Origin of the sequence: Acinetobacter soli (assembly GCF_000760595.1) — a bacterium.
GTDB classification, from domain to species: domain Bacteria; phylum Pseudomonadota; class Gammaproteobacteria; order Pseudomonadales; family Moraxellaceae; genus Acinetobacter; species Acinetobacter soli.
Genome location: NZ_BBNM01000001.1, coordinates 354,480 through 379,256, shown reverse-complemented (window position 1 = coordinate 379,256; position 24,777 = coordinate 354,480). Strand labels below are relative to the sequence as shown.

Sequence of the window (24,777 nt, the reverse complement as noted above, 5' to 3'; positions counted from 1 at the left end):
TTTGAGCAACTGTATCGACGTTTGCCATAACCTGATAAGACTCTGGCATAGTTATTGCTCTTGCTCAAAGACATGAAAACAGAGCATTTAATCTGTTTTTCAAAAAAATAAATAAATTTGCAAGGTTAATGTATATGAGTGCAGCTGAAATTGTCGATTGGGTTAATAGTATTATTTGGAGTCCGGCACTGATTTATTTGTGCTTGGGCGCAGGGTTGTTTTTTTCGATTTTGACGCGATTTGTACAGGTGCGACAAATCAAAGAGATGGGCCGTTTATTGGTGAATGGTTCATCATCGGCACAGGGAATTTCATCATTTCAGGCGCTTTCTGTGTCGCTCTCAGGGCGCGTGGGTGTAGGTAATATTGCTGGTGTTGCCGCTGCAATTGGCTTCGGCGGCCCTGGTGCGGTGTTTTGGATGTGGGTGGTGGCTTTTCTAGGCGCGAGTACTGCCTATGTTGAATCGACACTTGGACAAATCTATAAAGTTGAATATCAAGGACAATATCGCGGCGGCCCGGCATTTTATTTCGATCGTGGTTTGGGCCAACGCTGGCTGGGGGTTTTATTTGCCATTGCCGCGTTGGTGTCTTGCGGATTATTTTTACCGGGAATTCAGGCCAATGCAGTAGGAAATGCGTTTACTCAGATTACAGGAGAAGGGGCGATTGTTTTTGGACAGGTAGGAACCTATAAACTGCTGGCATTGGTGGTCATTGTTAGTTTACTGGCCGTGATTATTTTTGGTGGGATTAAGCGTATTGCTCGTTTTGCCGAATTTGTGGTGCCGTTTATGGCGCTTGGTTATATCTTGATGGCTTTAGTGATTGTGTTTATGAATCTTGAAGCCTTACCGGGTGTGATCAAAATGATTTTTGCAGATGCATTCAGCCCGATGGCCGGATTAGGTGCGGCAATTGGCTGGGGGGTGAAGCGTGGGGTTTATTCCAACGAAGCAGGTCAGGGAACCGGTCCGCATGCCGCCGCTGCGGCAGAAGTGCAGCATCCGGCACAACAGGGATTTGTACAAGCATTTTCGATTTATGTAGATACCTTGTTTGTCTGCTCTGCAACCGCTTTTATGATTTTGATTACGGGCATGTACAATGTACAAGGAACTTTAGAAGCTGGTCAGTTCATTATACAAAACGTCACTTCAACCGCAGAAATTGGTTCACCTGCCTTTACTCAAATGGCCGTTAGTACCGTATTTGGTGGCTTTGGGCAGATCTTTGTTGCACTTGCCGTATTCTTTTTTGCCTTTACAACCATTGTTGCCTATTACTACATCGCGGAAACCAACATCACTTATTTAAGTTACATCACCAAAACACCTTCGCTACTGTTTCTAACCAAGTGCTTTATCATTCTTTCGGTTGCCTATGGCGTCATGAGTGCCACAGGCTACATTTGGGGAATTGGTGATATCGGTGTCGGACTTATGGCATGGATTAACATTATCGGGATTATTGTGACTTATTTTGTCTGGAAACCGACCATCAAGGCGCTACGAGACTATGAAGAGCAACAAAAGGCAGGTGTAAAAGAATATACCTTCGATCCAATTAAACTCGGTATTAAAAATGCCACTTATTGGGAAGAACGCTTAAAAACCAAAAATGCTTTAGAGGCGCAAGCTCAAAACGTATCGTCGAAAAAGACCGCAATCTAACATGCCACTCAATTTAAATTCACGTTTTTTGAAGACTCAAGTGTCGAAAAATGTGAATTGTATTGCTTCTACCTTGTGCGTATGATCGAAAACGAGTGTACGCACACATGCGTGGCGTTATACAACTACGCAATCGCCAAGCAGAACGTTTATCAAAATCATTCAGTTGAATAAGATGCCATAAAATGGTGCAGAATTGTTTTTGAGCAGACGCTGCTTTGGCTCTATAAAAATACTGGAGTGTTTTGTAGCAATGTCGAATTATAACCACGACTCATCTTCTGGAGAACATGAGTTATCACGAAGCCTTTCTAATCGGCATTTGCAACTGATTGCAATTGGCGGTGCAATTGGAACAGGTTTATTTATGGGCTCTGGTAAAACCATTAGTCTTGCCGGCCCATCGATCTTATTTATTTATCTGATCATTGGAGTGATGGTCTTTTTCGTCATGCGTGCGCTAGGCGAATTATTGCTCTCCAATCTTCAATATAAGTCTTTTATCGACTTTACCACTGATTTGATCGGCCCTTGGGCAGGATATTTTGTAGGCTGGACCTACTGGTTGTGCTGGATTACCATCGGTATCGCTGACTTATCTGCGATTATTTATTATTTGCAGTTTTTTAATAACGGTCTTCCTTTTACACCAACCGAAGGCGCCATGATCAGTATTGCGGCGATTATTTTCATCATGGGGCTGAACCTCATGACCGTAAAACTGTTTGGTGAGCTTGAGTTCTGGTTTGCCATGATCAAAATTACTGCGATTGTGGTCCTGATTTTGGTCGGACTCTGGATGATCTTCACGGGCTTTACCTCGACCAGTGGTGAAGTGGCATCATTTACGCATTTGTGGGCCAATGGTGGCTTCTTCCCAACGGGTATGCACGGTTTCTTGGCAGGCTTCCAGATTGCGATCTTTGCCTTTGTTGGGGTAGAGCTCGTGGGCACCACTGCGGCTGAAACCAAAAATCCGGAACGTAATTTGCCTAAGGCAGTCAATTCCATCCCGATTCGAATCATTATTTTCTATGTACTGGCCTTGTTGATTGTGATGTCGGTGACACCATGGAATAAGATTGATCCAAACATCAGCCCGTTTGTAAATCTGTTTAGTCAGGCAGGTATTGCAGCAGCGGCAATTATCATGAACTTGGTGGTCTTGTCTTCGGTGATGTCATCGATGAACAGCGGTGTATTCTCTACCAGTCGCATGCTATTTGGTTTGTCTAAAGAACGCCAAGCACCTCAACCTTTTGGTACGCTCAATAAAGGCCGTGTTCCTGCAAATGCATTGTATTTTTCAACGGTGTGTTTGTTGCTCGGTGCAGCGCTGCAATATTTTGTACCCAATACCGTTGAAGCTTTTACACTGGCGACTACGCTATCGACCATTTTGTTTATTTGTGTATGGCTGATGATTATCTGGAGCTACATGGTCTATTACAAAACCCGTCCAGAGTTACATGCCAAATCTATTTTCAAATTACCTGGCGGTTTGTTTACCTGCTGGGTGGTGATCATTTTCTTTATTGGAATGATTTATGTGCTGTCATTAGAGCCAGACACCATGAAAGCCTTGATGGTCAGCCCAATCTGGCTGGTTATTTTGGTGATTGGTTACTTTGGTTTTTACAAGCCTCGATTGAAATCCAAGAAATAATTAAAAAAACGCCAGTCAATGACTGGCGTTTTTTTTCGCTTCCTTTTAAGCTTGTTGCTTTTGTACTTTGGTCCTGTGTTGGATCACGGTATAATTATTCAAATTTTTTGAGTAGGTGATCAGATGCGCCGTTTCATTTGCTACACAAGTTTACTCACCATGAGTCTGGCTATGCTGGGCTGTGGTCAAACGGGTGCATTACATTTGCCATCCGATCCAAATTACGACAAACGTGCAAAATATTTGCTGTATTCACAGCCTCAGTCTGACAAAACCTCGAAAGACAAAACTTCGACTCCTGATCATTCAGCGTCTTCTCAGCCAGTTTCTTCTTCACCTTAAGCTTTAAAAATAAGGATGCATTCATGAGTTTCTCCCGCATTAATGGGATATTGCATGCCGAGCAATGTTCACTTCAGCAGCTCGCGCAGCAATTTGGTACGCCACTTTATGTTTATTCAAAGACAGCCTTTGAAAAACATTATCAAGATCTGGATCGTGCCTTTGATTTTATTGATCATCAAATCTGTTTTGCGGTGAAATCAAACTCTAATTTGGCGGTACTGAATGTTTTGGCAAAACTGGGTTCAGGTTTTGATATTGTAACCGGTGGCGAACTCGCACGTGTATTGGCTGCGGGCGGTGATCCAAGCAAAATCGTATTTTCTGGTTTGGGTAAATCTGAGGCCGATATTCAAAAAGCACTTGAGGTCGGCATTGCGTGTTTTAATGTTGAGTCTTATGCCGAGCTCGACCGTATTCAAAAGGTTGCAGCGAGCCTCAACTTACGTGCACCCATTTCATTGCGCGTTAATCCCGATGTCGATGCCAAGACACATCCTTATATTTCAACGGGTTTAAAAGAAAACAAATTTGGTATTCCAAGTGATACCGTATTTGAAACGTATCAATATGCAGCCTCGCTGTCTCATTTAGATGTAGTTGGAATCGATTGTCATATTGGTTCACAGTTGACCGAAACCAAACCGTTTGTAGATGCTTTAGATCGCGTGATTGTGATGATCGAACAGCTTAAAACGCTGGGAATTGAGATCAAGCACATCGATATCGGTGGTGGTTTGGGAGTCTGTTACAAAGACGAGACACCGCCAACCGCTGCAGAGTACGCTGCTGCACTCAAGCCTGCGCTACAAAAACTTGGGCTTAAAGTATATATGGAACCAGGTCGTAGTATTAGTGCCAATGCGGGTGTGTTATTGACCAAAGTTGATTTGCTCAAGCCAACCAATCACCGTAACTTTGCCATTATTGATGCAGCCATGAATGACTTGATTCGTCCGTCATTGTATGAAGCATGGATGGATATTCAGTCTGTTTCAGCGTCATCGGATGCTGAAGAAAAAACTTGGGATATCGTTGGGGCAATTTGCGAAACAGGTGATTTTCTGGGTAAAGACCGAAGCCTTGCACTTAAAGAAAATGACGTGCTGGCGGTGATGGGCGCAGGTGCTTATGGCTTTGTGATGAGTTCAAACTACAACACCCGTGGCCGTGCCGCAGAAGTGATGGTGGCAGGTAATGCCGCACATTTGATTCGTGAGCGTGAAACCATCGAGTCGTTGTGGGAAAAAGAACGTTTGCTGCCAGAGGGTTAAGACATGTTACTTGAATTTACCAAAATGCATGGTCTGGGCAATGACTTTGTTGTGCTCGATTTAATTAGCCAACGTGCTTACTTAGACACCACCACCATCCAGCGTATGGCAGATCGTCATTTTGGTATTGGCTTTGATCAATTATTGATTGTCGAGCCACCAGATGATCCGCAAACCGATTTTAAATATCGCATTTTCAATGCAGATGGTTCGGAAGTGGAGCAGTGCGGAAATGGTGTGCGTTGTTTTGCCCGCTTTGTACATGAGCGACAACTCACCAAAAAAACCAAAATCAGAGTGCAAACCAAAGCGGGAATTGTTGAACCAGAACTTGGCCCTAATGGCTGGGTACGCGTCAATATGGGTTATCCTAAGTTTCATCCACAGGATATTCCATTTATGACAGAAGAACTGGATGCCTTGTATACGCTTCCATTAGCCAATGAGCAAAGCTTAAAAATTGATGTCGTCAATATGGGAAATCCACATGCGGTGACCATTGTGCCGGATATCTTGACAGCTGATGTTGCAGGCATGGGGCCACAAGTCGAAGCGCATGTGCAATTTCCACAGCGTGTCAATGCGGGTTTTATGCAGATTTTGGATGAAAAGCATGTGCGCTTGCGTGTGTTTGAGCGCGGTGTGGGCGAAACGCTTGCTTGCGGTACGGGTGCATGTGCGGCAGCCGTAAGTGGTATGCGTCGTGGTTTACTGGCGAATTCGGTAGAAGTCGAGCTGGCAGGTGGAAAACTTCAAATCGAGTGGCAAGAGGGTGATGTGGTCTGGATGACGGGGCCAACAGCCACAGTCTATGAAGGACGCCTTGATTTACGTTACTTTCAAACCTGATCTATAAAATACCAAGAAAGCACGCTTAGACTGGGCGTGCTTTTTTTATGCTGAAATATGGGATATTTTAAATTTAATCGATTGAATAACTGAAAAAAAATGACTACACAATTAATTTTTTTACCCGGTGCATCGGGCAGTACACAATTTTGGCAGCCTTTAATTCACTATTTAGGATCAAACGATATAAGCAAAAGAATTGCTTATCCGGGATTTGGCTGTGAACCGGCTCAAGACACGATCACCGATTTTGATACGCTAACTGAGTATGTGCTGGCGCAAATTGATACGCCGTCTATTATTATTGCTCAATCGATGGGAGGAATTTTTGCGGTTCAGGCCGCACTCGAAAAAGCGGAAATGGTCAAAGGCTTGGTGTTGATTGCCACTTCGGGTGGTCTGGATTTGAGTGGTTTTGATGTTGAAGACTGGCGAAGTGCTTATCAAGAACATTATTTAAATTATCCAGACTGGTTTGTTCATACACGAGTCAATCATGAGCATCGTTTACATGACATTCAGCAACCCGTACTTCTGATCTGGGGAGATCAAGATCGTATCAGTCCGGTATCCGTCGGGGTACATTTTCAGCACTTGCTGCCCGCTGCGAACCTACTTGTAGTACCAGAAGGTGATCATGCACTGGCCGAGCAGCAAGCGAGTAAGATTGCTCCGCCGATTTTGCAATTTATCAAACAGTTGGATTAGCGTTTACTCAAAACGAGTTTGAGGGCAAATATCAGGAAGATACTGCCCGTAATACGATCTAAACCGCGCACAAATTTGGGTTGTTTTAAAAAGCGAGAAATAGGTTGCATTGCCCAAATCAACAGCATTGACCAGATGGTACCAATCAAAACATGCAACATCACCAGCCCCATAATCCATGAAAATGCAGCGGCTTCTGCGGGAATAAACTGAGGCAAAAAAGAAAGATAGAAAATCCCAATTTTGGGATTAAGTAAGTTGCCCAGAAAACCTTTAAAAAATGCATTCTGGCGTAGTGCAAAACTAGGGGGAATGTTTGAAGTCACTTGCCCCAGATGATGGCGAGGTTTGAAGAGCATATTTAGCCCAAGCCAAGCTAAATAAGCCGCACCAACCCATTTCAATACACTAAAAGCCATTGCCGAAGCCATGAATAACGCGCCTAATCCACATGCAACTACGAGCCCCCACACGATACAGCCTGTACTAATCCCAAGCGCTGCATGAAAGGCGCTGGATTTTCCTTCTAGTGTTGCGGTACGAATAATCAATGTCGTATCCAACCCCGGCGTAATTGTAAGTATGCTAATGGCAACTAAATAAGAAACCAGCAGAGTCGTCATGGCAACAAAGTTTCTCTCAGAGTGATCAATGAATTGTATACTAAGTTGCATTGATCGATGAGCTGTTAGTGGTCGTTTTTAAGCGGTTTTATATTCGGCAGTTTCAGTCATCACCAAAGTTAAATTGATTAAAATTAAGGAAGACACGTTTGGCGTTTGAACAGCAGTTACTGGGCATGTGGCTCAAGGAAAAACAACTTCAGAACCATTCTGAGCATACACTGCGTGCTTACCATCGTGATTTAACTCATTTCTTAGCGTTTTGCACAGAGAAAAAACTCAGTCTTGGCAATATCGAAGCGGCGGATTTAAGAGAATATCTTGCACATCGTGTTGAACACGATCATTTAAGTTCAGCGAGTTTACAGCGTCATCTCACCTCGATTCGCCAGTTTATGAAATGGGCGCAGCAGTCGAACCATTTAAGCCATAATCCTGTCGATGATTTTAAACTCAAACGCAAATCGCGACCGTTGCCGGGCTTGGTCGATATCGAAACTGTGCTGCAGATTTTAGATCAACCTGCACCAAGTGATGCTGTTGATCAGCAGCTATGGCTAAGAGATAAAGCCATGCTTGAATTGCTCTATTCAAGCGGCTTGCGTCTGGCCGAGTTGCAAGGACTTGAGCTCCGTGATCTCGATTTTCAACGTCAATTATTACGTGTGACCGGTAAAGGCAATAAAACACGCGTCGTCCCGTTTGGTCAAAAGGCAAAGGACAGTATCATGGCATGGCTGAAGATATATCAGCTTTGGAAGGGGCATTTCGAGCCGCATGATCCACTTTTTGTGTCGCAAAAAGGGGGCGTGCTTTCACCGCGACAAATCGAAAATCGGGTGAAGTTTCAGGCCATTCGTGCAGGCGTCAATGTCGATTTACATCCCCATTTACTTCGGCATTGCTTTGCCAGTCATATGCTCTCGGCCAGTCGGGACTTGCGCTCGGTTCAAGAAATGCTGGGCCATTCTAACTTAAGTACCACTCAAATTTATACGCATGTCGATTTTGACCATTTGGCGCAGGTGTATGACCAGGCGCATCCTCGGGCGCAGAAGCCAGATAAATCGCGATAACTTGAAGAAAAATGACAATACAAAATATGACTTCCGAGTCGCTTTAACACTCGCTTACTCGAATGACATCTTTGATCTAGGCAGTCAATCAATTTCAAAATGATGAAGAAGTGAGCTTTTTTACATAAATTAACCAAACTATCAGGCACGCTGATGAAACAAATCAAATAAAAACATAATATAAATCAATAAGTAAAAAATAATTAAAAATACTGTAAATTCAATAACAAAACATTTAGATTAGAAAAAATGAACTGTGGATTCCACAGTTTTATTGCAGATTTATCTTGGCGGCTGTAATTGTGACTTGACCGAAATGCCAAACACATAGCAAGATAAAGCACCTAAAAAATTTATATTGAAGCGTTACTATAATGCTTCTGAACATTTACTTGCTGAAACAGCCGAGGATTACATGAAGGCTCTTGTTGCTGTAAAACGTGTGGTTGATGCCAACGTTAAAGTTCGCGTTAAGCCGGACAATACTGGGGTTGACCTAACCAACGTAAAAATGTCAATTAACCCATTCTGTGAAATCGCAGTGGAAGAAGCGGTTCGTTTAAAAGAAAAGGGAACTGTATCTGAAATTATTGTGGTTTCAATTGGCCCGAAAGAAGCGCAAGAACAAATCCGTTCTTCAATGGCTTTGGGTGCAGACCGTGGTATCTTGGTTGAAACATCTGATGATATTGGCGCACTTGAAGTGGCTAAAATTCTTAAAGGTGTGGTAGACGCTGAAAAGCCAGAACTGATCTTATTGGGCAAACAAGCCATTGATGATGATTCAAACCAAGTGGGTCAGATGCTCGGTGCACTTTTGAATGCAGGTCAGGGTACCTTTGCATCAGAAGTGAAAGTAGACGCGGGTAAAGTTCAAGTTACACGCGAGATCGACGGTGGTTTGCAAACCGTTGAACTGACGCTACCTGCGATTGTGACTGCCGACCTTCGTTTGAATGAGCCACGTTATGCGGCGCTTCCAAACATTATGAAAGCACGTAAAAAACCGCTTGAAACCAAATCTCCAGCAGATTATGGCGTAACAGCGACTACCAAACTCAAAACCGTTAAAGTTGAAGCACCAGCAGAGCGTAAAGCAGGTGTTCAAGTGAAATCGGTAGATGAGCTTGTTGAAAAGTTAAAAAATGAAGCGAAAGTGATCTAATACGGAAGGATAAAATCATGAGTATTTTAGTTATCGCTGAGCACGACAATAAGACACTTAACGGTGCAACTTTGAATGTTGTGGCTGCAGCACAAAAAATCGGTGGTGATATTGCTGTATTGGTTGCAGGCGCTGGTGCTCAGGCTGTTGCAGACGCGGCAGCAAAAATTGCGGGTGTCAGCAAAGTTCTTCTTGCAGACAACGCTGTGTACGAACACCAATTGGCTGAAAACGTCGCTCAGCTTGTGGCTGATGTAGCGAAATCAGGTTATAAGCATGTTTTGGCAGCATCAACGACTTCAGGTAAAAACATTCTGCCACGCGCAGCGGCTTTACTTGATGTCAGCATGATCTCCGACATTATTGCAGTTGAATCTGAAAATACGTTTAAGCGTCCAATCTACGCTGGTAATGCGATTGCAACAGTTCAATCTGAAGAATCAATTATCGTGGCGACCGTTCGTGGTACTGCATTTGATGCAGTGGCAAGCGAAGGTGGCTCTGCTGCAATCGAAGCAGTCGGTGAGGCAGCCAATGCAGGCGTTTCAACTTTTGTAAACGAAGAAATTGTGAAACTGGATCGTCCAGAGTTGACTGCAGCACGTATCGTGGTGTCAGGTGGCCGTGGTGTGGGTTCAGGTGAGAACTATCACAAGGTTCTCGATCCATTGGCAGATAAACTAGGTGCAGCGCAAGGTGCTTCTCGTGCGGCTGTAGATGCCGGTTTTGTACCAAACGATTATCAAGTAGGTCAAACGGGTAAAATCGTAGCACCAGATCTTTATCTTGCTGTTGGTCTTTCAGGTGCGATTCAGCATTTGGCGGGTATGAAAGATTCTAAAGTCATTGTTGCAATCAACAAGGATGAAGAAGCGCCAATCAACAGTGTTGCTGACTACTGGTTAGTCGGTGACTTGAACACTGTTGTACCAGAATTGGTATCTAAGCTCTAATCAGCGCTTTGATTGGATCTGAAAACCTCAGCATTTGCTGGGGTTTTTTATTTGATCAATCCTGCCAAATTTAGCGTGAGTTGTTTTAGGAAAAGCGTGACCATTTACTAAAAAAGTCATGTAAAAAACCAGACTGAGAATACGGTTGTCTATTTTTAAATCAGTATAAAATTAAATCTGTAAATAATCTGTAAATTATATAAATATAAAAGCCAGATCACGGCGAGATCGTACATTCAGAAGCAGAATTATGCTATCATTTGCCGCTGTATTTTTTATTTTTAGTTCAGCTTTTTTGAGCTGAATTTTATTGCAAGATCAAGACATATTGCAGCAAGTTTAGCGCTTGCTGTCTACAAGGAGTATGCATGAGCGTATCGGAAATCCGACCGATTGCCATTGAGGACGAACTCAAGCATTCATATCTAGATTATGCGATGAGCGTAATTGTATCGCGTGCATTGCCAGATGTACGTGATGGCCTTAAGCCAGTGCATCGTCGTGTGCTTTATGCCATGCACGAGCTCGGCAATGACTATAACAAAGCCTATAAAAAGTCAGCACGTGTTGTGGGTGATGTGATCGGTAAGTACCACCCGCACGGTGATACTGCTGTATACGACACAATCGTGCGTATGGCACAAGATTTTAGTCTACGTTATCTGTTGGTCGATGGTCAGGGTAACTTTGGCTCTGTGGACGGCGACAGTGCAGCAGCGATGCGTTATACGGAAGTGCGTATGACCAAGCTGACACATGAGCTTCTGGCAGATCTTGAAAAAGACACCGTGGACTGGGTGGATAACTACGACGGTTCAGAGCGTATTCCAGATGTGTTGCCAACGCGCATTCCAAACCTGCTCATCAATGGAGCAGCAGGGATTGCCGTCGGTATGGCGACCAATATGGCACCGCACCATCTAAATGAAGTGATTCATGCCTGTCTAGCTTATGCAGACAACCCGAATATCTCCATTGAAGGCTTGATGGAACATATCACCGGTCCAGACTTTCCGACAGGTGGTATCATCTATGGAAAATCAGGCATCGTCGATGCTTACCGAACAGGTAAGGGGCGTTTGCATATTCGCGGTAAATATCATTTTGAAGAAGATGAAAAAACCGGACGTACCACCATTGTCTTTACGGAAATTCCGTATCAGGTCAATAAGGCACGTGTGATTGAGCGTATTGCCGAATTAGTCAAAGAGAAAAAGCTTGAGGGCATTTCGGAGCTTCGCGACGAATCCGACAAAGAAGGCATGCGTATTGCGATTGACTTGAAACGCGGTGAAAACGCGGAAGTGATCGTCAATAACCTGTTTTTGAATACCCAGCTAGAAAACTCATTCAGTATCAATATGGTGTGTCTAGACAACGGACAACCAAAGTTGATGAACCTGAAAGACATCATTGCGGCATTTATCCGTCATCGTCAAGAAGTGGTAACACGCCGTACCATGTTTGAACTGCGTAAAGCGCGCGAACGTGGTCATATTTTGGAAGGCTTAACGGTTGCCTTAGCCAATATTGATAACATCATCGAAACCATTAAAACCTCGGCGAATCCGGCTGAAGCACGTGAACGCCTTTTGGCGGGCGAATGGGCCGGTGGCGGTGTGATTGCCTTGCTCGAAAAAGCGGGTTCGGTTTCGGTTCGTCCAGATGAAATTGAGGGTGAAGATCCAGCGCGCCCATTTGGTTTATCTGACCAGATCTACCGCTTGTCACCAACGCAAGTGGGTGCAATTCTTGAGCTTCGCTTGCATCGTTTAACAGGCTTAGAGCAAGACAAACTCCACGCCGAATACAGCGAAATTTTGGCTCAAATTGCCGAACTGACAGCAATTTTAAACGATTTTAATCTGTTGATGACGGTGATTCGTGAAGAGCTTGCACTGATTTTACAACAGTATGGTGATGAACGTCGTACTCAGATTGTCGAATCACGTATTGATTTCTGTCGTGAAGATTTGATTCCAGAAGAGCAGGTGGTATTGACCGTTTCACAAACGGGTTATGCCAAAACACAGCCATTGTCAGACTATCAGGCGCAGCGCCGTGGTGGACGTGGTAAATCTGCAACGTCAATGAAAGATGACGATATAATCCAGCATTTAATTGTGGCGTCGAATCATGCGACCGTGCTGTGCTTTACCAATGTGGGTAAAGTGTACCGTTTGAAAGTGTTTGAAGTGCCGCAAGCATCGCGTGGTGCAAAAGGCCGTCCTATGGTCAATTTGCTGCCATTAGATGCCAATGAAACCATCACTGCAATTTTACCGCTGACTGAATTCCCAGAAGACCATTATGTCTTTATGGCAACAGCTTCAGGTACGGTAAAACGTGTAGAACTTGAGCAGTTTGCCAATATCCGCTCAAACGGCTTACGTGCCATCGAGCTCAATGAAGAAGATACCTTGATTGGTGTAGCCATTACCGATGGTCAACAGCAAATCATGCTGTTTTCTAATGAAGGTAAGGCCATTCGTTTTGCAGAAACCGATGTGCGTGCCATGGGACGTACCGCAAAAGGTGTACGCGGTATGCGCGTGACGCTGGCTGCTGCTGTAGATAGTGAAGATGCAGAACTCGATACCGATGAAGCAGATGATTCAGATGATTCTAACGATTCAAATCTGGTGAGTCGCATTGTATCATTGGTGGTTGTACCAGAGACTGGTGAAGTGCTGTGTGCCAGTGCCAACGGCTATGGTAAGCGTACACCAGTAAATGACTTCCCAACCAAAAAACGTGGCGGCAAGGGCGTGATTGCAATCAAGACCTCCGAGCGTAATGGTGAATTGGTAGGCGCTGTTTCAATTGATGAAACCAAAGAGCTGATGTTGATTTCGGATGGCGGAACCTTGGTACGTACCCGTGCCGCCGAAGTTGCAATGACAGGCCGTAATGCACAAGGTGTTCGCTTGATCCGTCTCAGCGATGCAGAAACCTTGGTAGGTGTGGTATCCATTGAGGCTGTGGAAGATGAAGATGATCTGATTGAAGATCTCGAGACTCAAGCATCAGATGCAGTAGAGCAAGCAGATATCGAGTCTGATGCAGCAAATCAAAGTGTTGCAAATGACTCAGAGAGCAATGATCAAGCTTAACCATCTTGATATGTAAAAAAAGGAAGCTTTGGCTTCCTTTTTTTATGAATGTCGATTGTGCGTGCGATGAATCCACCGATAGTAAGCCAATGCTAAAAAGATTACGGTCATGAGCGTCAATATCATAAGTTTGGGCACGACAGCACTTAAATGAACCCCCATTTGATTGAGCTGTACAAATAGCTGTACTGCATGCGTAGATGGCAGCAACGCACTAAAAATCTGCATCCAGTGAGGCATGGCCTGTATCGGCCAGGCGGTTCCGGTGAGTAAAAACAATGGAATAGAAGTAAAAACCAGAAAATGTCCGGCACGTTCGCTCATATCGAGTAAAGAACCAAAAAGCAGACCCAAGCTAACAATACAACTCACAAAGATTGGAACCGCAACCAGCATGCCCCAGAAATTTCCGCCATGCGGATAATCATTTTTCCAAAACACAAAGCCAAACATATACAGACAGCCTAGGCATCCAATGGTAAAAAAGCTGGCAAATATTCCCCAAAACTGACTCGATGTGGGCTGATACCGTTCTTCTTTATATCCTCCAAGTAACATACCTAAACCCAATACAATGGTTTGATGAATAATCAGCGGTGCGACGGCGGGAAATACATAGCTCCCATAGCCTGAAAGCGTGTTGAAAAGCGGAATCTGATGAATCGAAAGCGCCGGTTTAAAATGCGTAATCTGACCAAATTTTTCGGCATATTCGGCAATCACTTGTTCGATAGAGAGCGCCAGTCCTAAACCAATTTCTTTGATTTTTAAAAAATATGCAGCACTGATATAAAGTCCAACGCCGCCTATTTCACCACGTCGAACACTCATGCTTAATTGATCAGGCAGATACAAAATACCATCTGCTTTTTGGTTTTTAACCATTTGCTCTGCTTCAAGAAAGTTTGTCGTGGTTGCAACAATCTTGATTTTAGGGCTATTTGCGACTTGACTAATGATGGTTGAGGTTAAAGCACTTTGTTCTTCATCTACAATCACAATGGGGAGTGATTCGGCGTGTTCTGCCTTATACGCAGTGGGGTAGAAGAAGCTGTAAAAAAACACTGACAACACAACAGTCGTCAAAATCGAGGAATTTTTTGCAATTTCTTTAAACGTGTGCAGATAATAAAACCAGAATTTTTTCATGAGAGTGCCTCCTGCACACGCTTTTTAAGCAAGCGACTCGACACCAAAAAATAAAAAACACAGTAAAACAGCAAGATCAGAAGTGGCCATAATGAAATAGAAACATCACTTCCAACCACCCATTGCTCGGTCTGAAGCTTTGCATACGGTGTATATGGAATAATCATGGACCAAAATTGTGTAAAAATCGGTGCATTGTTCAGTGGTAAAGTAACGCCTGCAAAACTTAAGGATGATCCGCCATAAACGGCAATAAATCCAAAGGTTCGGCCCATATTTTGCGATGCAATCATAACGGTTGCGCTAATCATGGCATATGCGAAATAAAGTAAAAACTGTGCCATTAAAAGCAGGCTCAAACTGCCTGCAACAAACCAGCCACGAACCACAATCAGCCAGAACATCCATAGCCATGTCCAAGCACAAAAAATCACGACATAGAGTAAAGTTTTGGCAAGTAGCATTTTCATGGCATTGTCAGGTGCGCTCCATTGCGTCAGTGTGCCGCGCTTAAATTCCTGACCGATTGCAAATGCAACGCAGCAACACAGCAATAAATGCAAAATCGCGGGTACCATGAAAGGCTCTAGATAAAACTCATAGCTTAAGCTAGGGTTGTAAAGTGTTGAGACTTTGACATGCGGTGTGGGCAGGTCAATGGCAGGCAATAATGCTGAAAAATAGTGTTCACCACCAAACTCGCCCATGGCATTGAGTGTGCTGATGAGCATGGCACTTGAAATGGTGTTGCCAATACTAAAAAATGACTGATTAAACGCCACACTAATCTGTGCATCTTGTGCATTCACTAAACGCTGTTCTGCACCTTCTGGAATATGTACATATCCCCAAATTTGGGTTTTGTTTACGAGTTCCTCAGCCTCAGACGTATTGGTTAAAACGTATTTCAAATCTAGTGTGGGATTATGGCGTAAATCCTGTTCGATGATGCGACTCAGCTGGCTATGATCTTGGTCAATGAGTGCAATGGGAAGATGATCGGGTTTCCCCTGATAAAACATACTTGCAAACAGCACCACAACACATAGGGGGGCGAGTGTAACCATCGCCAAATCCCATTTGTTTTTGAGCAGATAAATGCACTCACGCCAGAAACAGGCCCACATATCAATTGGCCTCAACTACATCAAAAATCACACTCATACCCACTTTTAAATCAGCTAGTGCTTCTGTGGGTTTAAGATGAAGCTTAAAGCTACGGATATCGTAACCGCCGGTTTGTCGCGTGGTTTTAATGGTGGCAAACTCACCTTCGGCATCGATGTGTTGAATATTAAAATTGATCTTTTTATCAAGTGCGGGTACATATCCCTGAAGTGTTTTTTGCTGATAGACACTTCGATACTGATCTTCCCGGACATTTAAACTGACCCAGCGTTCGTCATCCTCTAACAAACTGACCACAGGCACTGCGGCAGCGACCAACTCCGAGGGTTTCCCATAAATTTTGGAAACAGTGCCGTTTATTGGGGAGTAGAGTTTGGTTTCAGTTTCTAACGATTCAGCTTCACCCAGCGCAGCACGTGCAATATCGACCTGTGCATCTGCCATCGATTTTTGTTGTGGCGTACTGCCACGCTTGGCACGTGCATACTGTTGATACGCGGCTTCGCTTAAAGCTCGGGCAGAGCGCTGTGCTGCGAACATTTCATCGCGACGCTGACGTGAAATGACGCCTTCTTTGTAGAGTGTTTCACCACGGCGATACGTGGTTTCAGCCAGTTCCGCCTGAGCTTTTACACTTTGCCAGTTGGCATATAAGGTATCAATATTTTCTTCTTGAGAACCGCGCTCTGCTGTCGATTGAAGTGCTAAAGCCGATTGTAAAGCGGCTTGCGCTTGCTGCTTTTTGGCTTCTATCTCAGGACTAACCAAGCGAGCAAGTGCCTGACCTTTCTTAATACTCTGACCTTCTTCGACAAAGATTTCAGCAATACGACTAGGCACTTTGGTGGTGACGTAAAGCGTTTCGGCCTCAACGCGACCTTGCAATGCTACGCTACGAGGCTGATACGCTTTCCATAAACCATAAATAATCAGTCCAATGATGAGTAATAAAATGATCAAACCAATGATTTTTACGGCGCGCTTAGGGCCATGTGGTGTCTGTTTTTGCTGGGGTCCGGTGGTCGTTGCCGACTCAGAGGCAGAGGGCACCGGATGTTCAGTGTCAGAAGACGATTGATCTGTCGGCATGATGTCCTCGTAATTAATAAATATATACTGTATTAGGCTGATTTAAATACGTTTTAAACTGACTAATCGAGCCATGACTTTGGAGCAGCGTGGCCAGAGAGAGCACGTATTTATAAGCATTGATGGCCATTTCTGTATCAATCACTTGCACGGCATTTTGTGCATCAATCACTTGATTGGCCGTTCCCATGTTTTCTCTAAATGAAAGCTCTTGGATGCGTAAGTTTTCAAGTGCAGCGCGTTTATTGTCATTCAGCAGCGTTTGTGTTTGCTGCGAAGAACCCATTTCGCTATAAGATTTTTGAATAATATTTTCAATTTCCTGTTTGGTACGCTCGACTAAAAGCTGACTGCCATAGCGCTTGAGTTCGGCAGATTCGATACTTTTATTTTTATCTAGTCCACCAAACAGGTTGTAGCGTGCCACCACACCCACAATCCAGTTTTCGTTTTTGTCTAAGCTATATTCGGCAAAGGCAAATACAGTCGGCTTTTTGGCGGCGCGCTGTGCTTTCACATTTTCATCTGCCAGTTGGGTGTCTATTTGCATTTTTCGAATGAGATTAGACTGATTGGGATACGAGCTCAAAAATTGATTCAAAGGCAATGTTTGTTTTGTATTGACAAAAAGCGGTGTGGTGAGATTCCCGTTCATTTGCTGATGTAATAGATGATTTAACTGAAACTGACTGCTGTTTAAGTTGCTTTGAGCATTTTGTAATAAGCGCAGGGCGTTGTTACGTGCCACTTCAAACTGCATTCGCTGGCCTTTGCTGATAAAGCCTTGCTGTTCGAGCTTGAAGGCGTTATTGACATGTTTTTGCATGGCATCCGCATTGAACTGGCTCGATTTCACCAATTGCGTTTGTAGCTGAGTATTAAAGTAAGCCTGAATAATTTCAAATCGTTGAATATCTTGCTGTTGTTCTGTACTGAGTTGTGCCCGCATAGCCTGTATGGTAGCAATTTGCTTGGCACTTTTAATCAGGCCGCCTGTGTAAATGGGCATGACTAGAGAAATGGTGGGTCTGATCACTTCATCTTCAATACTTAAATTTGCGTAATTGGGAAACTGGTTAATTCCATCTGAAATGGCTGTATTCGCGCCCGTCTGAATCGTATTGAGTACATCTGGCGGCAACACGCCACCCACCTGAGACAATTGCTCGCTCAAGCGTTGACTCAAAGTATTTTCAAGATTTTGTTTAAAACTGTCTAAAGGGAGATCAACTTCGCTATGGAATTTATAAGCCCGTACATTAAGGTCAATACGTGGGCGTCCTAGGCCTTTAGTGGCTTGTGCATCAAGACGTGCTGCCTGTTCAAAGGCTTGACTGGCCTGAGTGCTGTAAGAGGATGTGAGCGCTTGTTGCTCTGCCTCTACATAACTGATGCCCTCAGCAAGTGCCACCTCACTACATAAAAGCAAAGCGGCCATACAGCCAAACAAAAACTTGACTGGAGGAGGTGAGTTTGCGCACCTGAAATTCATTTTTATCATTCGCTGTTGTAATGTCATATCAAGTCACGTCGTGTTGTTCCTGAAAGTATAATCTTTATTGTAAAAGCATCAGTTATAGTCTTGTTTATTATACAAATGTATAGCACGTGGGGTGTTTAAAAAGCAATCAATATGCTTGGATTAATCTGACTGGATATTCTATTGTTTATCTGATTTGATTAATCGTAAATTCAGGCTAAAAGGCATCAAGTTATATAAAAAATATATGCTCAATGCTGCTGCATGCGCTGTCAAGATGTGGTTAAATGCGAACTTTAGTTTAGTTTCAATTATATAAAGGAACGATCATGCGCGCGTACAATTTCTGTGCTGGCCCAGCTGCATTACCGACTGCTGTTTTAGAAAAAGCTCAACGTGAACTGTTGGACTGGCAGGGTAAAGGGCTTTCCATCATGGAAATGAGTCACCGTAGCGCTGATTATGTTGCCGTTGCAGAAAAGGCTGAAGCCGATCTGCGCCAGCTGATGAACATTCCTGAAAACTATAAAGTCTTATTCTTGCAAGGTGGTGCATCGTTACAGTTTTCAGCAATTCCATTAAATTTGCTTGGAAAAAACAGCAAGGCAGATTATATCCATACTGGAATCTGGTCTGAAAAAGCGCTAAAAGAAGCTCAGCGTTATGGCGATATCAATGTAATCGAAGCAGGCACTCAAATTGATGGCAAGCTTGGTATTAAGCCTCAGTCTGAATGGGCATTGTCTGAAGATGCAGCTTATGTGCATTATGCAGATAACGAAACCATCGGGGGCTTACAATTTGCAGGTATTCCTGAGGTTAATGCGCCGTTGGTATCGGATTTATCGTCTAGCATTTTGTCTGCACCGCTAGATGTGAGTAAGTTTGGTTTGATTTATGCTGGTGCGCAAAAAAATATTGGCCCCGCAGGTCTTACTTTGGTCATTGTTCGTGACGATTTGCTTGACCAATCACGTGCAGATATTCCGAGCCTGTTAAAATACTCTGCACAAGCTAAAAATGACTCTATGGTGAATACACCGGCAACTTATTCATGGTATTTGGCTGGTTTGGTATTTGAGTGGTTAAAAGAGCAAGGTGGTGTTGAGGCCATTCATCAAGCCAATCTTGAAAAAGCCAAATTACTCTATGGTTATATCGATTCGAGTGATTTTTATAACAACCCGATTGCGCCGGCCAATCGCTCGATTATGAATGTGCCATTCACTTTGGCAGATGAAGCATTGGAAAAACGTTTCTTAAAAGAAGCAGAGCAAAACAATCTATTGAACCTTGCTGGACATCGTTCAGTTGGTGGAATGCGTGCCAGCATTTACAATGCTGTGCCGCTTGAAGGCGTGCAAGCACTGGTCAACTTTATGGACGCATTTGTCAAAGCCAACGGCTAATTGCATAGGCAATAAAAAAAGCCCCTACATCATGTGGGGCTTTTTTAATGATTCATTTAAAGCGATAAGAAACCAAAATAATGGATCATCACTGCTGCTAAAAACATTCCGAGTGCAAAAAAGCATAATGCAACTGTATCGAATTTAATACGCTGTCCGCTCAATTGAATCAGATTGGTCGATTGTTCAGGTATAATTTTCATCAATACGCCTAATTTATTAATTATTCGTTGAAACGCTATTATTCGACTTTACTTTTAGCATAAATATTCGCCTGAATCCAGATATTACCTCGAATATACTGACCAATTTCAAAATTTTCGTGGGCATTATTTTTAGTGGCGAGACGAATTAATATTGCAGGTAGCTCATCTTCTAGTACCAACACCACATCATAAAGGGTATAGGTTTCATCCATAAATGTCGTCGATGATTTACCTACGATATTGCCTTGAAACCAAGCTTCGTCTTCTTGGCCCATGGTTTCGCCAAATAAATAAGCCACCATTTTAGAAAAATCGACCGTTACAGGTTCCTGATCTTCAGGTGTTTTAGGTTGCCACGCATCGATTAATTCTTGCAGATTTTCAGGCGCAACACCGTTATTGGCCGATAAAATATCATTTAACGCACGATGATGTTTAATTGATGCCGGATCGTCGACTTCAATGGTTTCGTTGTCGGCAACGACTTCAAGTTCATAGGCCCAAGCATTTAACTGAACTTGATAGGCCTGATTTTTTTCATATTGATTGTGATTGACGCTATATAGATTATCGTAAGCGTAAATAGTGGTATTTTTATTTAAACTCAACCTTAAAACAGCCTGAGTATTTGATTCGCAGGCAATGATACGATCAATCACAGCATTATATTTATATGGGCTTTCAAAACTTGGAAATGCAGTTTTCAGCGCGCGCGGTTTATTATTTTCAACCGTAATAATCTGGCTGACTTTAATCCCAGATTCAGACGGACCTTGAATCAACCATACGTCGGTATCCATATCCTGTTCAGTTTCACATAAACCCATTGGCATCATAGGAGCGTCGAGTGCCATACTGAGCCATCTAGGCACGACTTGTTCAGGTGTATCACTCAATAACGCCCAATGCTCGCCATGGTTGCCAAAACCTTGATCTTGAATAGTAACGATTTCTGGACTGTTTTGATTTTTCATATAACCCTGAAGAATTTTTAAAAGATTTAGATATATAAATCGAGCATATCTAAGTTTTTTCAAGTGTTGATATGCAATTATGTAAAAAATATTTTAATTTTCTTTTTGAATTTCATCGAGATGTCGGCGTATTAGATCTATGTAAAAATTACAAGCCTACAGGTCACCATCAAATCTCAAGTCTGTTAAAATAAAGGCCTCTTTAAAAAGGTTGAAATTGCGTGTTGCCATTTAAACTTTGGGTCGATGCCGATGCATTGCCAAAGATTCTGCGAGAAGTCATTTTGCGTGCTTCAGATCGTTATCAGCTTGAAGTCATTTTTGTTGCAAATCAAAACGTGGGCATTACGCCATCTGTCCGGATCAAATCGATTCAGGTTATGAGTGGTGCCGATCAGGCCGATCGTGAAATTGTCGAGCGCATGCAGGCACATGATATTGTGATTACTCAGGATATTCCTTTAGCTGCACAAGTGATTGAAAAGGGTGGTATTGCGATTCATCCACGAGGTGAAATCTATACCGATGCCAATGTAAAAGCACGTTTGCATTTACGTGATTTTATGGACACCCTGCGGGGTGCTGGCGTACAAACTGGCGGACCACCGCCCATTTCCGAACGCGATAAACGCGAGTTTTCAAGTGCGCTTGATCAAACCATTTTAAAGCAAAAGCGTAAAACGCTTTGAGACCGGCTATGCCTTCAAAAAGCAATATCATACTGACCTATATTGTTTTGGTTTTGATCTGGGCATCGACTCCACTGGCGATTGTCTGGAGCGTGGCGGATCTGCATGTACTTTGGGCCATGATGTTACGCTTCTTTTTGGCGCTGCCAATTGCTGTAGTGATATTACTGGTACTCAGAATTCGTTTTCCACTCAATCCAAACGCCATTCATAGCTATATTGCAGGCTCGTTTAGCTTAATTGGCGCGCAGGTGTTTACCTATATTGCCACGCAGTATCTAAGCTCTGGGGTGATTGCTCTAATGTTTGGGCTTGCACCTATCATTGCCGGTTTGATTGGCCGTTTTGCTTTTGCGCAGCAACTCAATCGCCTGCAATGGACGGGTATGGCCATTGCAATTGTCGGTTTGGCATTGATCTGCTTTGGCGGGTCATCACAGCATGTGCATCCGCTGGGCATCGGTCTGATGCTCATGAGTGTCTTTATCTACTGTAGCTCAATTTTTTGGGTAAAAAAGGTCAATGCCGATGTCGTGCCGATGGCACAAGCCACTGGGTCAATTCTGGTTTCTACCTTGGTGTCTTTGTGTGTACTGCCGTTTGTATGGTCACATGCACCTACGCATCTGCCGGAAATGAAGTCATTACTGGCCTTGTTGTACACCACGATCATGGCATCACTGATTGCAATGTTTTGCTATTTTAAACTGGTCAAAAACATTGAACCGACCACATTATCACTCACCAATGTGATGACGCCTTTACTGGCCTTGGTCATTGGCGCTTTATTTAATCATGAGCAGATTTCACTCATGATGATTTTAGGTACCTGTATTATTTTGAGTGGGTTATTTTTATATTTTTATCGTGATATTCAGGCCAATCGACGCTACAAACAACACATCAAATCTTGAGGATCACTTTAGCTTATCTAATATAATGCACAGACAAGTACGATTGAATTTGGCTTAAAACTGGGTAACATACGCTTCATAAAGTACATCAAAATGTTGATCTTTATGCCTTAATTGTTCGATTTCGTAGTAATCGGTACGATCAAATTGATCTACTGCGGTATCTGGTACAAAATAAGCCCGCTATATAATCTGAATCGTAAGGGTCATTCAATAATAAGAGTCTGCTGGGTGAAGTTTTATCGAGATTCTTTTGGTGTATCTGTGCGTAATCGATGTTAATCGCAGTATCTAAATAAATACTGTTTTTTCTTTTATGAAATGACCTTGGACTAAGTGGTATGTTTAAACCAATCTCGCTGTATATAGGGTTGCGATATACCCGCGCTCGGCGTAGTAATCACTTTATTTCGTTTATTGCCTTGGTTTCGATGATTGGTCTGACCTTGGGCGTTGCGGTACTGATTACCGTTTTGTCCGTGATGAACGGCTTTGATCGCGAGTTGAAAAATCGTGTACTTGGTATGGTACCGCAGGCCACGATTTCATCGAACCAGATTCTAACCGACTGGCCTCAACTTGCTAAAAAAATTGAGGGTCATCCTCATGTCACTGGTGTTGCACCATTTACACAATTACAAGGCATGCTCACCGCACAAGGCCAAGTTGCCGGTATTATGGTCAGCGGGATCGAACCAAGCTATGAAAAAAAGGTTTCGATTATCCAAAACCATATGGTGGCAGGTAGTATCGACAGCCTTAAAAAAGGCGAATACGGCATTGTACTCGGCAAGCAAATGACCGACGCACTGGGGCTTGGTCTAAACGACAGTGTCACGCTGGTCTTGCCTGAAGCGACGCCATCACCTGCTGGGGTGGTGCCACGATTTAAACGATTTAAAATTGTGGGCATCTTCAGTATTGGTGCCGAAGTAGATTCGATGATGGGCTATATTGCCTTGAATGATGCATCTACACTGTTGCGCTTACCCGATGGCGCCCAAGGAATTCGTCTTAAACTGGACAATATTTTTGCAGCACCTCAAGTGGCAGACGATATTGTGAAGACCTTACCATCCAATTTCTATGCGTCTAACTGGACTTATACTCACGGTAACTTGTTTAGCGCCATTCAAATGGAAAAAGCCATGGTGAGCTTGCTATTGTTCCTGATTGTTTTGGTTGCAGCATTCAATATTGTGTCTTCACTGGTCATGGTAGTGACCGATAAAAAATCAGACATCGCGATTTTAAGAACACTAGGTGCATCACCAGCCACCATCACCAAAATCTTTATGGTTCAAGGTACAGTCATTGGTGTGATCGGTACGGTGGCGGGTGCTATTTTAGGAGTCGTTTTTGCTTCAAGCGTGAGTAATATCATTGACTGGTTCAATACCGCGCTTGGTTTACATTTATTCGATGCGTATTTCATTAATTACTTGCCGTCTTATCTACGCTGGCAAGATGTGGCTTTGATTGTGTCGGTTTCACTGTTATTGAGCTTTCTTGCCACGATTTATCCGGCATTGCGTGCAGCGAAAATTCAACCTGCGGAGGCATTGCGCTATGAGTAAGATTGTCCTTGAAGCCAAAGATATTCATAAGCATTTTACCGATGGAAAATCGACAGTTGATGTGATTAAAGGCTTATCGCTTCAGGTAAAAGCAGGGGAATTTGTTTCGATTGTTGGAGCAAGTGGTTCAGGTAAAAGCACTTTGCTGCATGTACTGGGCGGACTCGATACGCCGAGTCAGGGTCAGGTTTTTCTGGATGGTCAGCGTTTTGATAATCTGGGTGAAGCGCAGCGCGGCTATAAACGAAATCATTATTTGGGTTTCGTCTATCAGTTTCACCATTTACTACCTGAGTTTTCGGCACTTGAAAATGTGGCCATGCCGCTGATGCTTCGTGCAGAGACCAATTATAAAGAGGTCAAACAACAGGCTGAACACTTACTTGATCGTGTTGGGTTGTCACATCGATTAACGCATAAGCCTGGTGAATTATCTGGCGGAGAGCGCCAGCGTGTTGCATTGGCACGTGCACTGGTTGGGCGTCCTGCAGTGATGCTGGCAGATGAGCCAACAGGAAATCTAGACCGCAAAACGGCACTGGGTATTTTTGAGCTACTCACCGAGCTGAAAAAAGAATTCAATATGGCCATGCTGATCGTGACCCACGATGAGCAGTTGGCACAATCTGCAGATTCAATTTTACATATGCAAGATGGCCTTTGGGTCGATCCAGTCTGATTTTATGCGTATTGATAGCCCTTTCGGGGGCTTTCAATTTT

22 protein-coding genes are annotated in these 24,777 nt (G+C 43.4%); 15 read left to right on the top strand and 7 right to left on the bottom strand.

The genetic code is table 11. The annotated features are described in order from the left end of the window. The first annotated feature begins 134 nt into the window (after positions 1-134). From Aso01_RS01810 to Aso01_RS01785, 6 genes are all read left to right on the top strand, one after another. On the top strand, positions 135-1,673 hold the full coding sequence (locus Aso01_RS01810) for an alanine/glycine:cation symporter family protein (protein WP_004939491.1): 1,539 nt from the start codon (positions 135-137) through the stop codon (positions 1,671-1,673). A gap of 253 nt (positions 1,674-1,926) precedes the next feature. Beyond that, positions 1,927-3,339, top strand: coding sequence for an amino acid permease (locus Aso01_RS01805; protein ID WP_004939488.1), 1,413 nt, complete (start codon positions 1,927-1,929; stop codon positions 3,337-3,339). Positions 3,340-3,462: 123 nt separating this feature from the next. After that, a complete protein-coding gene (lptM, locus tag Aso01_RS01800; RefSeq protein ID WP_004939487.1) occupies positions 3,463-3,681 on the top strand; it encodes an LPS translocon maturation chaperone LptM in 219 nt (72 codons plus the stop codon). A gap of 23 nt (positions 3,682-3,704) precedes the next feature. Beyond that, positions 3,705-4,955 carry a diaminopimelate decarboxylase gene (gene lysA / locus Aso01_RS01795; RefSeq protein WP_004939484.1) on the top strand — a complete coding sequence of 417 codons (1,251 nt, stop codon included), beginning with the start codon at positions 3,705-3,707 and terminating at the stop codon, positions 4,953-4,955. A gap of 3 nt (positions 4,956-4,958) precedes the next feature. Continuing rightward, positions 4,959-5,804, top strand: a complete 846-nt coding sequence (gene dapF / locus Aso01_RS01790) for a diaminopimelate epimerase (protein WP_004939480.1) — start codon at positions 4,959-4,961, stop codon at positions 5,802-5,804. A 99-nt stretch (positions 5,805-5,903) separates the two neighbouring features. Beyond that, the gene (locus Aso01_RS01785; RefSeq protein WP_004939477.1) at positions 5,904-6,512 is read left to right on the top strand and encodes an alpha/beta fold hydrolase; all 609 of its coding nucleotides are present in this window, start codon (positions 5,904-5,906) and stop codon (positions 6,510-6,512) included. Here the strand turns inward: Aso01_RS01785 and Aso01_RS01780 are convergent. Continuing rightward, on the bottom strand, positions 6,509-7,135 hold the full coding sequence (locus Aso01_RS01780; protein ID WP_039909998.1) for a LysE family translocator: 627 nt from the start codon (positions 7,133-7,135) through the stop codon (positions 6,509-6,511). The genes Aso01_RS01785 and Aso01_RS01780 overlap by 4 nt on opposite strands. 176 nt (positions 7,136-7,311) lie before the next feature. Here Aso01_RS01780 and Aso01_RS01775 point away from each other — a divergent pair, with 176 nt between their 5' ends. The 4 genes from Aso01_RS01775 to gyrA all read left to right on the top strand — a co-directional run bounded on the left by Aso01_RS01775 (position 7,312) and on the right by gyrA (position 13,442). Continuing rightward, positions 7,312-8,211 carry a tyrosine recombinase XerC gene (locus Aso01_RS01775; protein WP_042065105.1) on the top strand — a complete coding sequence of 300 codons (900 nt, stop codon included), beginning with the start codon at positions 7,312-7,314 and terminating at the stop codon, positions 8,209-8,211. A gap of 415 nt (positions 8,212-8,626) precedes the next feature. Beyond that, positions 8,627-9,376: an electron transfer flavoprotein subunit beta/FixA family protein gene (locus tag Aso01_RS01770; RefSeq protein ID WP_004939466.1), complete on the top strand. Its 750-nt coding sequence runs from the start codon at positions 8,627-8,629 to the stop codon at positions 9,374-9,376. Positions 9,377-9,393: 17 nt separating this feature from the next. Beyond that, a complete protein-coding gene (locus tag Aso01_RS01765; RefSeq protein WP_004939462.1) occupies positions 9,394-10,329 on the top strand; it encodes an FAD-binding protein in 936 nt (311 codons plus the stop codon). 368 nt (positions 10,330-10,697) lie between these two features. Next, positions 10,698-13,442 (top strand): DNA gyrase subunit A, encoded by a 2,745-nt coding sequence (gyrA, locus tag Aso01_RS01760; protein ID WP_004939457.1) that lies wholly within the window; start codon positions 10,698-10,700, stop codon positions 13,440-13,442. A 42-nt stretch (positions 13,443-13,484) separates the two neighbouring features. On the opposite strand, the gene Aso01_RS01755 is transcribed toward gyrA, so the two are convergent. From Aso01_RS01755 to Aso01_RS01740, 4 genes are read right to left on the bottom strand one after another with little or no spacing between them, the layout of a single operon-like run. Continuing rightward, positions 13,485-14,591 carry an ABC transporter permease gene (locus Aso01_RS01755; RefSeq protein WP_004939454.1) on the bottom strand — a complete coding sequence of 369 codons (1,107 nt, stop codon included), beginning with the start codon at positions 14,589-14,591 and terminating at the stop codon, positions 13,485-13,487. Continuing rightward, positions 14,588-15,718 (bottom strand): ABC transporter permease, encoded by a 1,131-nt coding sequence (locus Aso01_RS01750; RefSeq protein WP_004939450.1) that lies wholly within the window; start codon positions 15,716-15,718, stop codon positions 14,588-14,590. Before Aso01_RS01750 ends, Aso01_RS01755 begins: the two co-directional genes overlap by 4 nt. A 1-nt stretch (position 15,719) precedes the next feature. Beyond that, positions 15,720-16,808 (bottom strand): HlyD family secretion protein, encoded by a 1,089-nt coding sequence (locus tag Aso01_RS01745; protein ID WP_004939448.1) that lies wholly within the window; start codon positions 16,806-16,808, stop codon positions 15,720-15,722. A gap of 13 nt (positions 16,809-16,821) precedes the next feature. Beyond that, positions 16,822-18,246, bottom strand: a complete 1,425-nt coding sequence (locus Aso01_RS01740; RefSeq protein ID WP_004939446.1) for a TolC family protein — start codon at positions 18,244-18,246, stop codon at positions 16,822-16,824. A gap of 371 nt (positions 18,247-18,617) precedes the next feature. Here Aso01_RS01740 and serC point away from each other — a divergent pair, with 371 nt between their 5' ends. Beyond that, positions 18,618-19,697: a 3-phosphoserine/phosphohydroxythreonine transaminase gene (gene serC, locus Aso01_RS01735; protein WP_004939443.1), complete on the top strand. Its 1,080-nt coding sequence runs from the start codon at positions 18,618-18,620 to the stop codon at positions 19,695-19,697. 56 nt (positions 19,698-19,753) lie between these two features. Here serC and Aso01_RS15855 read toward each other — a convergent pair whose 3' ends face one another. Both Aso01_RS15855 and Aso01_RS01730 read right to left on the bottom strand, forming a co-directional pair. Next, a complete protein-coding gene (locus Aso01_RS15855) occupies positions 19,754-19,900 on the bottom strand; it encodes a hypothetical protein (protein ID WP_004939440.1) in 147 nt (48 codons plus the stop codon). Positions 19,901-19,938: 38 nt separating this feature from the next. Next, positions 19,939-20,877 carry a hypothetical protein gene (locus Aso01_RS01730; RefSeq protein ID WP_004939437.1) on the bottom strand — a complete coding sequence of 313 codons (939 nt, stop codon included), beginning with the start codon at positions 20,875-20,877 and terminating at the stop codon, positions 19,939-19,941. A 221-nt stretch (positions 20,878-21,098) separates the two neighbouring features. Between Aso01_RS01730 and Aso01_RS01725 the strand changes: the two genes are divergently transcribed. The 4 genes from Aso01_RS01725 to lolD all read left to right on the top strand — a co-directional run bounded on the left by Aso01_RS01725 (position 21,099) and on the right by lolD (position 24,736). Next, positions 21,099-21,566 carry a YaiI/YqxD family protein gene (locus Aso01_RS01725; protein ID WP_004939433.1) on the top strand — a complete coding sequence of 156 codons (468 nt, stop codon included), beginning with the start codon at positions 21,099-21,101 and terminating at the stop codon, positions 21,564-21,566. An 8-nt stretch (positions 21,567-21,574) separates the two neighbouring features. After that, a complete protein-coding gene (locus Aso01_RS01720; protein ID WP_004939432.1) occupies positions 21,575-22,480 on the top strand; it encodes a DMT family transporter in 906 nt (301 codons plus the stop codon). Between the two features lie 341 nt (positions 22,481-22,821). After that, positions 22,822-24,057: a lipoprotein-releasing ABC transporter permease subunit gene (locus Aso01_RS01715; RefSeq protein WP_004939428.1), complete on the top strand. Its 1,236-nt coding sequence runs from the start codon at positions 22,822-22,824 to the stop codon at positions 24,055-24,057. After that, positions 24,050-24,736 carry a lipoprotein-releasing ABC transporter ATP-binding protein LolD gene (gene lolD / locus Aso01_RS01710; protein WP_004939423.1) on the top strand — a complete coding sequence of 229 codons (687 nt, stop codon included), beginning with the start codon at positions 24,050-24,052 and terminating at the stop codon, positions 24,734-24,736. Before Aso01_RS01715 ends, lolD begins: the two co-directional genes overlap by 8 nt. Positions 24,737-24,777: the final 41 nt, after the last annotated feature.

Excerpts from the sequence above, each read along its gene's own strand:
- dapF (WP_004939480.1), top strand. The coding sequence starts at position 4,959 with ATGTTACTTGAATTTACCAAAATGCATGGTCTGGGCAATGACTTTGTT.
- serC (WP_004939443.1), top strand. The coding sequence starts at position 18,618 with ATGCGCGCGTACAATTTCTGTGCTGGCCCAGCTGCATTACCGACTGCT.
- Aso01_RS01730 (WP_004939437.1), bottom strand. The coding sequence starts at position 20,877 with ATGAAAAATCAAAACAGTCCAGAAATCGTTACTATTCAAGATCAAGGT.
- lptM (WP_004939487.1), top strand. The coding sequence starts at position 3,463 with ATGCGCCGTTTCATTTGCTACACAAGTTTACTCACCATGAGTCTGGCT.
- Aso01_RS01715 (WP_004939428.1), top strand. The coding sequence starts at position 22,822 with ATGTTTAAACCAATCTCGCTGTATATAGGGTTGCGATATACCCGCGCT.
- Aso01_RS01805 (WP_004939488.1), top strand. The coding sequence starts at position 1,927 with ATGTCGAATTATAACCACGACTCATCTTCTGGAGAACATGAGTTATCA.
- Aso01_RS01810 (WP_004939491.1), top strand. The coding sequence starts at position 135 with ATGAGTGCAGCTGAAATTGTCGATTGGGTTAATAGTATTATTTGGAGT.
- gyrA (WP_004939457.1), top strand. The coding sequence starts at position 10,698 with ATGAGCGTATCGGAAATCCGACCGATTGCCATTGAGGACGAACTCAAG.
- lysA (WP_004939484.1), top strand. The coding sequence starts at position 3,705 with ATGAGTTTCTCCCGCATTAATGGGATATTGCATGCCGAGCAATGTTCA.
- Aso01_RS01785 (WP_004939477.1), top strand. The coding sequence starts at position 5,904 with ATGACTACACAATTAATTTTTTTACCCGGTGCATCGGGCAGTACACAA.
- Aso01_RS01740 (WP_004939446.1), bottom strand. The coding sequence starts at position 18,246 with ATGGCCGCTTTGCTTTTATGTAGTGAGGTGGCACTTGCTGAGGGCATC.
- Aso01_RS01780 (WP_039909998.1), bottom strand. The coding sequence starts at position 7,135 with ATGACGACTCTGCTGGTTTCTTATTTAGTTGCCATTAGCATACTTACA.
- lolD (WP_004939423.1), top strand. The coding sequence starts at position 24,050 with ATGAGTAAGATTGTCCTTGAAGCCAAAGATATTCATAAGCATTTTACC.
- Aso01_RS01775 (WP_042065105.1), top strand. The coding sequence starts at position 7,312 with ATGTGGCTCAAGGAAAAACAACTTCAGAACCATTCTGAGCATACACTG.
- Aso01_RS01765 (WP_004939462.1), top strand. The coding sequence starts at position 9,394 with ATGAGTATTTTAGTTATCGCTGAGCACGACAATAAGACACTTAACGGT.
- Aso01_RS15855 (WP_004939440.1), bottom strand. The coding sequence starts at position 19,900 with ATGAAAATTATACCTGAACAATCGACCAATCTGATTCAATTGAGCGGA.
- Aso01_RS01750 (WP_004939450.1), bottom strand. The coding sequence starts at position 15,718 with ATGTGGGCCTGTTTCTGGCGTGAGTGCATTTATCTGCTCAAAAACAAA.
- Aso01_RS01745 (WP_004939448.1), bottom strand. The coding sequence starts at position 16,808 with ATGCCGACAGATCAATCGTCTTCTGACACTGAACATCCGGTGCCCTCT.
- Aso01_RS01755 (WP_004939454.1), bottom strand. The coding sequence starts at position 14,591 with ATGAAAAAATTCTGGTTTTATTATCTGCACACGTTTAAAGAAATTGCA.
- Aso01_RS01770 (WP_004939466.1), top strand. The coding sequence starts at position 8,627 with ATGAAGGCTCTTGTTGCTGTAAAACGTGTGGTTGATGCCAACGTTAAA.
- Aso01_RS01720 (WP_004939432.1), top strand. The coding sequence starts at position 21,575 with ATGCCTTCAAAAAGCAATATCATACTGACCTATATTGTTTTGGTTTTG.